Source organism: Gemmatimonadales bacterium (assembly GCA_030697825.1).
In the GTDB taxonomy this organism is placed as follows: Bacteria; Gemmatimonadota; Gemmatimonadetes; order Gemmatimonadales; family JACORV01; genus JACORV01.
In genome coordinates, this window is sequence record JAUYOW010000173.1 from 1 (window position 1) to 6,738 (window position 6,738).

Genomic DNA, 6,738 nt, shown 5'->3' on the forward strand with positions numbered 1-6,738 from the left:
GGTGCCTCCGGTGCGCAACAGCGCGTCGGCCTGCCAGCCGACGGCCCAGAGTGAGTCGGGGAGGTTCGCGACCCCCTGTCGGCCGACCAGCCTCACCGAGAGCTGCGGGAGGCTGTGGTCTTCGATCAGAAACACCTGGACGCCGTTCGACAGGCGGACCTGGCGCGGCGCGGGCGGCGTAAAGCGGAGCGAGGCGAAGCCTGACTCGAGCGCCTGTACCCGTTCGCGGGTGCCCTGCGCCTGCGCCGTCGCGGCGGCCGCCAGGAGCGCGAGGCCGAGCGCCGCGGCGGCACGTGTCGTGGTGGGATGCATCAGTTGGTCCCTCCCGCGGCCGGGCGCGCGGGACGCACGAGCGTCGCTACCGTCCGGTTGTTCCTGGAGAAGTAGGTGCGTGCGACGCGCTGCACGTCCGCCGGGCTTACCGCGAGCGCCGCGCCGTCAAACCGGAACGACTGATGCCAGTCGCCGTACAGCGCTTCGCTGCTCGCCAGTTGGAGCGCCAGGGAGAACGGGTTCTCGATGCGGCCGATGGAGCCGGCCTCGATCTGGTTGCGGACGCGCTGCATCTCGGCGTCGCCGGGAGGCTCGCGCTGGAGGCGCTCGATCTCCTCGTAAGCGGCGCTCTCGATCTCCTGCGTGGTGTGCGGGGCGATCGGCACGGCCGTGAAGGTGAACAGGCGCGGGTAGCGGGTGCCGGGCTGCAGGCCCGCGGCGATGCTCGCCGCGACGCGCTCGCGCACGACCAGACGCGACACCAGGCGCGAGGTGCGGCCGCCGGTGAGCAGGCTGGCGAGCACCGAGAGGGCCCGCGAGTCGGGATGCATGGCGGCCGGGACGTGGTAGCCGATCATCACGCTAGGGTTCGCGTTGAACTCGACCTCGATGCGCCGTTCCCCGCGCTGCGGCGGCTCCTGGGTGGTGACGGGCCGGTGCGGCTCGCCCGCCGCGAGGTCCCCGAAGTAGCGGTCGGCCCATTGCTTCATCTGGGTCGTGTCGATGTCGCCGACGATGGCGACGACCGAGTTGTTGGGCGCGTAGAAGCGGCGGTAGTACTCGAGCGCCTGGGTGCGGGAAACCGTCTGGATCTCGCTCGCGACGCCGACCACCGGCCGGCCGTACGGGTGGGCACGGAAGGCCGCCTGGAGGAACTCCTCGCGCAGCATGCCGACCGGCTGCGTCTCGACGCTGCGCCGCCGCTCCTCCATGACCACGTCACGCTCGGAGTAGAACTCGCGCAGCACCGGGTTGCGGATCCGGTCCGCCTCGAGCACGAACCACAGCTCGGCGCGGTTGGAGGGGAGGGAGAAGAAGTAGTTCGTGCCGTCGTTGAACGTGGAGGCGTTGATGCGCTGCGCGCCGTTGCGCGTGAGGACGCGCCAGAACTCGTTGCTCTCGACGTACTGCCGGGCGGAATCCTCGAGCTGGCGCAGCCGGTCGCGCAAGCGGCGGATCGTCACGCTGTCCGCCGACGCGCCCTTCCGGAACTCCTGGGTGAACGAGTCGGCCACCGCGTCGACGCGCGGGAACATCCGCTGCTCGGCCGCGTAGTCGCGGGTGCCGAGGGTGGGCGTGCCCTTGAAGAGCATGTGCTCGAACAGGTGCGCGGTGCCCGAGATGCCGGTCCACTCGTCGACGCCTCCGGCGCGGAATTGGGTGACGAAGGAGACGGTGGGCGCGCCCTCGCGCCGGAGGAAGAGGAGCGTCATCCCGTTCGGGAGGACGTACTTCACGACGGGGAGCCGCTCGCCCGGGCTCGGCTCCTGCGCCGCCAGCGGTTGCGCGGCGAGGCCGAGCGCGAGGAGTGCGGCGAGGAATCGGTGACGCATCGCTGACCTCCGGTATTGCCGGTTGTTGTGCGTTATGCACCAATGAAGATTCCCGCGAAACGGCATAGCGCAAGGGCGGGGGAAAGCGAGCAACCAAGCGGCCGCGATGCGCCCTCAGGCTCCCGCGGTCCAGCGGTCGAACGGCGAGGCGTGTTGGAATTCGTCGGGATGCTGTCGGAACCAGCTCATCACGAGCAGCAGCTGGTCCATCTCCGCCGCGCCGCGCGCCGCGGGCGCAGGCTCGGGGTCGTGGGTGTAGCGCCGGATCGCGGCGGCGAACGCTTCTCGCTCGATCGGGGTGCGGGGCCAGGCCGCTTCGGCCCGCATCAGGCCATGGCGGACGAGGTACACGCGGTCGTCCGACCCCCCAGCCCGGTCCTTCACGCCGTACACGAAGCTCAGGCCTTCGACGGCGGCGCGGAGGCGGGCCGCGGCGCCGAAGAGCCATTCGAGCGATTCCAGCCGGTCTCGCCAGAGTGCGGCGCGCTCGAAAGCGCATGCGGCCGAGGCGTCCTCCATGCCTTCGAGCACCCGGTCGAGCGGATGGGCGGAGCGGCCTTCGAGGAAGTCGGCGGCGCGGGCGGCGGCGGCGGCGTAGCCGTCAGCCGAGCAACGGCCGGCGCACGGACCCAGGCAGGTGCCGAGGTCGTGGCGGTAGCAGGCGGGGGCGGTGGCGGCGTCGAACAGGCTCGGCTGGTCTGCGTACGCGATGGGTTGCGTCTCCGCGCAATCACGCAGGCCGAGGAGGTCGCTGAGCGTGCGCACCGCCTCGACCGCCATGCCGCGCCCGCGGAACGGGCCGTAGTAGCGCGCGCCGTGGTCCCTGGTGCCGTCGCTGACGCGCAGCTTCGGCGCGGGGCCGGACGTCAGCTTCACGAAGACCAGACGGGCGTGGGACTGGTTGTTCCGGACATTGTGGGCGGGCCGCAGCCGGCCAATGAGCCGCAGCTCCTCGAGTAGCGCCGCGAACTCACTCGGCAGGTAGCGCCAGCGGATCTCCGCGGCGCTCCGAATGAGGAGGGCGCTCTTGGACTCGGGCCAAGGCGCGCTGAAGTACGATAGCAGGCGGGAGCGCAGGTCCTTGGCCTTGCCCACGTAGAAGACCCGTCCGGAGTCGTCGAGGAACTGGTACACTCCCGGACGGCGCGCCGCCGCGGCCCGCACGTGGTGGCGGAGCGTCTCGAGCGTGGGCGCCGGGGCGATGGATGGGGCGAGTGCTAGCGCTGACATCCCGGACAAAAATACGTCGCCCGCGCGTCGATCGCATGCGTCAGGACGATACGGCGTCCGCACCGCCGGCAGGCGCGACCATCGCGGCCGTACACCGCGAGGCGCGACTGGAATCGGCCCCGCTCCCCGGTGCCGGTGCGATAGTCACGCACCGTCGTCCCGCGGCCCCGGATGGCGCGGCGGAGGATGTCCACGATCGCCCGGTGCAGGCGCTTCGTTTCGGCGGCCGAGATTCCGCGCGCCTCACTGGACGGGTCTATCCTGGCCATCCAGAGCGCCTCGTTGGCGTAGATGTTGCCGACGCCCGCCAGGCGACGCTGGTCCATCAGGGCCTTCTTGACCGCGAGTCGGCCGTTCGCCAGTGCCTCGGCGAGGCACGCCGGCGTGAAGGCGGGTTCGAGCGGCTCGGGACCCAGGTTCCGGTCGTAAGCGGCCCATTCCTCCGGCCCGTGCAGGTACACGGCACCGATGCGGCGCACATCGCGGTGGACGAGACGCTTCCCGGAATCGAGCGCGAAGAGGATCGTGACGTAGGGGTCCGGATTCGTGACGCCGTTGGCGATGTGGAGGGAGCCCGTCATTCCCGGCTGCACGATGACCCGATCCCCATCGTCGAGCGTCATCACAACGTGCTTGGCCCGGCGGAAAACAGCCGTTACCAGTCGCCCCTCGAGGCGGCGTTCGAAAGCCCGGGGCGTGACCTTGCGCAGGATGTCGGGCTTGAGGACCCGGGCCCGGAGGATCCGGCGTCCCTCGACGTCGGGGCGCACGTCGCGGGCGATAGTCTCGACCTCGGGAAGCTCGGGCACGCTTTCAGCTACCCCGAGCGATCTCTCGCCAACCGATGTCGCGCCGGTGCTGGCTGCCTTCGAAGTCAATGCGGCCCGCGGCCGCGCGACTTTTCGCCGCTGCCTCGGCGACCGTCGCCGCGGTCGCGGTGACAGCGAGCACCCGCCCGCCGGCTACCCGAAGCCTGCCGCTCCCGTCCAGCGTCGTTCCGGCGTGGAACACCATGACGTCCCCTTCGTCTTCGAGGTCGTCCGGAATCGAGATTTCCGCCCCGGACACCGGAGCGTCCGGGTAGCCAGCCGCAGCCAGAACCGTCGTCACCGCCGCCCCTCTGGCATCCCCGAGCTTCAGGCCCGCCGGCATCCACCCGCCCTCGGCTACCATGCGGAGCACGGGAAGTAGCCCGTCCGGGAGCACCGGAAGCATTGCCTCGGCTTCGGGATCACCAAACCGGCAGTTGAACTCGATTACCGAGAGTGCTCCGTCATCTCGTATCATGAGTCCAGCGTAAAGAATTCCCCTGTAAGGTGCTCCAGCATCGCGCAAGCCGGCGAGTGTGGGGGTGAACACCTCATCCGCTATGCGTTCCAGGAGGTCGGGTGTGGCGATCCCGACTGGGCAGTATGCTCCCATGCCTCCGGTATTCGGGCCGGTGTCACCTTCGCCTATTCGCTTGTGATCCTGGGCTGGCGGGAGAACGGCAAAGTGCTCCCCGTCCGTGACAGCCAGGACTGAGAGTTCCTCGCCGGCGAGGAACTCCTCCACGAGGATCTCCGCACCCGCTTCCCCGTGGGATCCGCCCCGCAGCATGGCGGTCGCGGCCACGCGCGCCTCGGAGCGGGTCCGGCAGACGACCGCCCCTTTCCCCGCCGCCAGCCCCGACGCCTTTACCACGAGAGGCTCCGGGTGGCTACCGATGTAGCGGGTGGCCAGGCTCAGCTCGGTGAACCCTCTCGCCGCGGCCGTTGGGACCCCGCACTTGCCCATCAGGTCCTTGGCGAAAGCCTTGGAGGACTCGATGCGAGCCGCGGCAGCCGACGGCCCGAAGACGGGGATGCGCGCCTTGGCAAGACGGTCAGCGAGTCCCGCGGCCAGGGGGGCCTCGGGCCCTACCACGACGAGGTCGACGCGCCGGTCCCTGGCCACGGCGGCGACGGCTTCCACGTCGGTCGGTTTTCCGGGGATGTTGGTGGCGAGTCTGGCGGTGCCGGCGTTGCCGGGTAGACAGAAGAACGAGGCCTTCGGTGCGTCGCGGTGGAGGGCCCAGAGCAGGGCATGCTCACGTCCTCCACCGCCGACGACCAGGATCCTCACCGGCTGGACGGCCCCTTGAACGCGCTCATGAATGCGTCGCGGGCTTTCTTGGCCACTTCGGCCACCGATTCCACGGTGTCGCGCGCCTGGTCGGCGTAGTATTTGCCGGCCTCGCCGATGTCGTCGGCCAGGGGGCGCTTGTCGTCGTCGGAGCCGCGCTTGGGGTACTCGCCGCGGAGGATCCGGTCGTAGTCGCCGCCCGCCACCCAGCGCTCGAGCTCCGCGGCCCGCAGCGTGTGGAACGGGTGGGTCATGCCGAGGGTGTTGATCACCTTGTAGATGGTGTCCATCGCGTCACCGCCCTCTTCGTACTCCTTTGCCTGGACCATGAAGGCGTCGAGGTCCATCTCCTCGATCTTCCCTCCGCCCGCCAGCTTCATGAACATGCGCATGGAGGCGACGGGGTCCTGGCTGGCGAGGAGGCCGGCGCGGTCGGACGACAGCTCGCTCTTCCGGTACCACTCCAGCAGTGCGATCTGGATCGGCAGGAGCGCGATGCCCGCGAGGAAGGGCAGGTTGCGCAGCCCGAACGTAAGGACGATGGCGAGGATGGTTCGGTAGAGCGAGTGCCCGCTGATGACGTGGCCCAACTCGTGCCCGAGGATGGTGTTCAGCTCTTCGTCGTCGAGGAGCCCGAGCGCCCCGGAGTTGAGGACGATGAACGGCTTATCCATCCCGAACGCGCCCGCGTTGACGAGCGGCGTCTGCGAGATGAAGAGATCGGGGCGCGGCTCCCAGTCCATCGTGGCGCAAACGTCCGTGAAGGCGCGGTGGACGCGCGGGAACTGGGTGGGTCCGACGCGCACGGCGTTGGCCTGGAACAGCAGCCGCACGCCTCGCTCGCCGAAGAAGCCGAAGATCTTCTTGATGACTTGATCCACGCCCGGGATCGAACGCAGCGTATTGAGTGCGGCCCGGTCGGCCGAGTGCTCCCACGCGCGCGGCGAGATCTGGGTGAGAACCGTGCGGGGGCGCCGCGAAGGGAGGTTCTCCTGCTTATCCGTCATTGGCTCTCCGATATCAGGACCCATGGCCCTACGCACCGTAGCGGCGCGCGTTTCATACGTCTACTCATGAACCGAGGGCCTGGTCGAGGTCGGCGATCAGGTCTTCCGCGTCCTCGATGCCCACCGAGAGCCGCACCAGGCCGTCGGTGAGCCCCATGGCCTGGCGCATGGCAGGCGGCACGGCGGCGTGCGTCATGCTCGCCGGGTGGCCGATCAGGCTTTCGACCCCGCCCAGCGACTCCGCCAGGGCGAAGAGCCTGGTGCGCTCCACTATGCCTCGGGCGCGCTCCAGGGACCCGGCTTCGATCGACAGCATACCGCCGAATCCCATCATCTGGCGGCAAGCGAGGTCGTGCTGGGGGTGGGACGGCAGGCCGGGGTAGAAGACGGCCGGCACGCGCTGGTCTGCGGCCAGCCATTCGGCGATGCGGCGCCCGTTCGCGTCGTGCTGCCTCATGCGCAGCGGCAAGGTCTTGGTGCCGCGCAGCGCGAGCCAGCAGTCGAATGGTCCCGGCACCGCGCCGACCGATTTCTGGATGAACTGGAGTTGCGCGGCGAGGTCGTCGCTCCTG

Annotated in this window: 7 protein-coding genes; all 7 read right to left on the reverse strand. The window is 69.7% G+C overall.

The window, feature by feature from the left end; genetic code table 11:
• The coding region (locus Q8Q85_09345; GenBank protein ID MDP3774458.1) for a hypothetical protein at positions 1-312 on the reverse strand (312 nt) is incomplete at its 3' end.
• Entirely contained in the window at positions 312-1,826 is a 1,515-nt protein-coding gene (locus Q8Q85_09350) for a pitrilysin family protein (protein MDP3774459.1), read from the reverse strand. The genes Q8Q85_09345 and Q8Q85_09350, both read right to left, overlap by 1 nt.
• A 114-nt stretch (positions 1,827-1,940) precedes the next feature.
• A complete protein-coding gene (locus tag Q8Q85_09355; protein ID MDP3774460.1) occupies positions 1,941-3,056 on the reverse strand; it encodes a hypothetical protein in 1,116 nt (371 codons plus the stop codon).
• Positions 3,044-3,865 carry a bifunctional DNA-formamidopyrimidine glycosylase/DNA-(apurinic or apyrimidinic site) lyase gene (gene mutM / locus Q8Q85_09360; protein MDP3774461.1) on the reverse strand — a complete coding sequence of 274 codons (822 nt, stop codon included), beginning with the start codon at positions 3,863-3,865 and terminating at the stop codon, positions 3,044-3,046. The genes Q8Q85_09355 and mutM overlap by 13 nt, the downstream gene beginning before the upstream one ends.
• Before the next feature lie 4 nt (positions 3,866-3,869).
• The gene (gene purD, locus Q8Q85_09365) at positions 3,870-5,159 is read right to left on the reverse strand and encodes a phosphoribosylamine--glycine ligase (protein ID MDP3774462.1); all 1,290 of its coding nucleotides are present in this window, start codon (positions 5,157-5,159) and stop codon (positions 3,870-3,872) included.
• Complete coding sequence (locus tag Q8Q85_09370; protein ID MDP3774463.1) at positions 5,156-6,166, reverse strand: M48 family metallopeptidase; 1,011 nt, start codon at positions 6,164-6,166, stop codon at positions 5,156-5,158. The genes purD and Q8Q85_09370 overlap by 4 nt, the downstream gene beginning before the upstream one ends.
• A 64-nt stretch (positions 6,167-6,230) precedes the next feature.
• On the reverse strand, positions 6,231-6,738 hold a 508-nt coding region (locus Q8Q85_09375), incomplete at its 5' end, for a PLP-dependent transferase (GenBank protein MDP3774464.1).

What these genes read in the sequence shown, in the direction of transcription:
- Q8Q85_09350 (MDP3774459.1), bottom strand. Translation starts at nt 1,826, where the DNA reads ATGCGTCACCGATTCCTCGCCGCACTCCTCGCGCTCGGCCTCGCCGCG.
- Q8Q85_09355 (MDP3774460.1), bottom strand. Translation starts at nt 3,056, where the DNA reads ATGTCAGCGCTAGCACTCGCCCCATCCATCGCCCCGGCGCCCACGCTC.
- Q8Q85_09370 (MDP3774463.1), bottom strand. Translation starts at nt 6,166, where the DNA reads ATGACGGATAAGCAGGAGAACCTCCCTTCGCGGCGCCCCCGCACGGTT.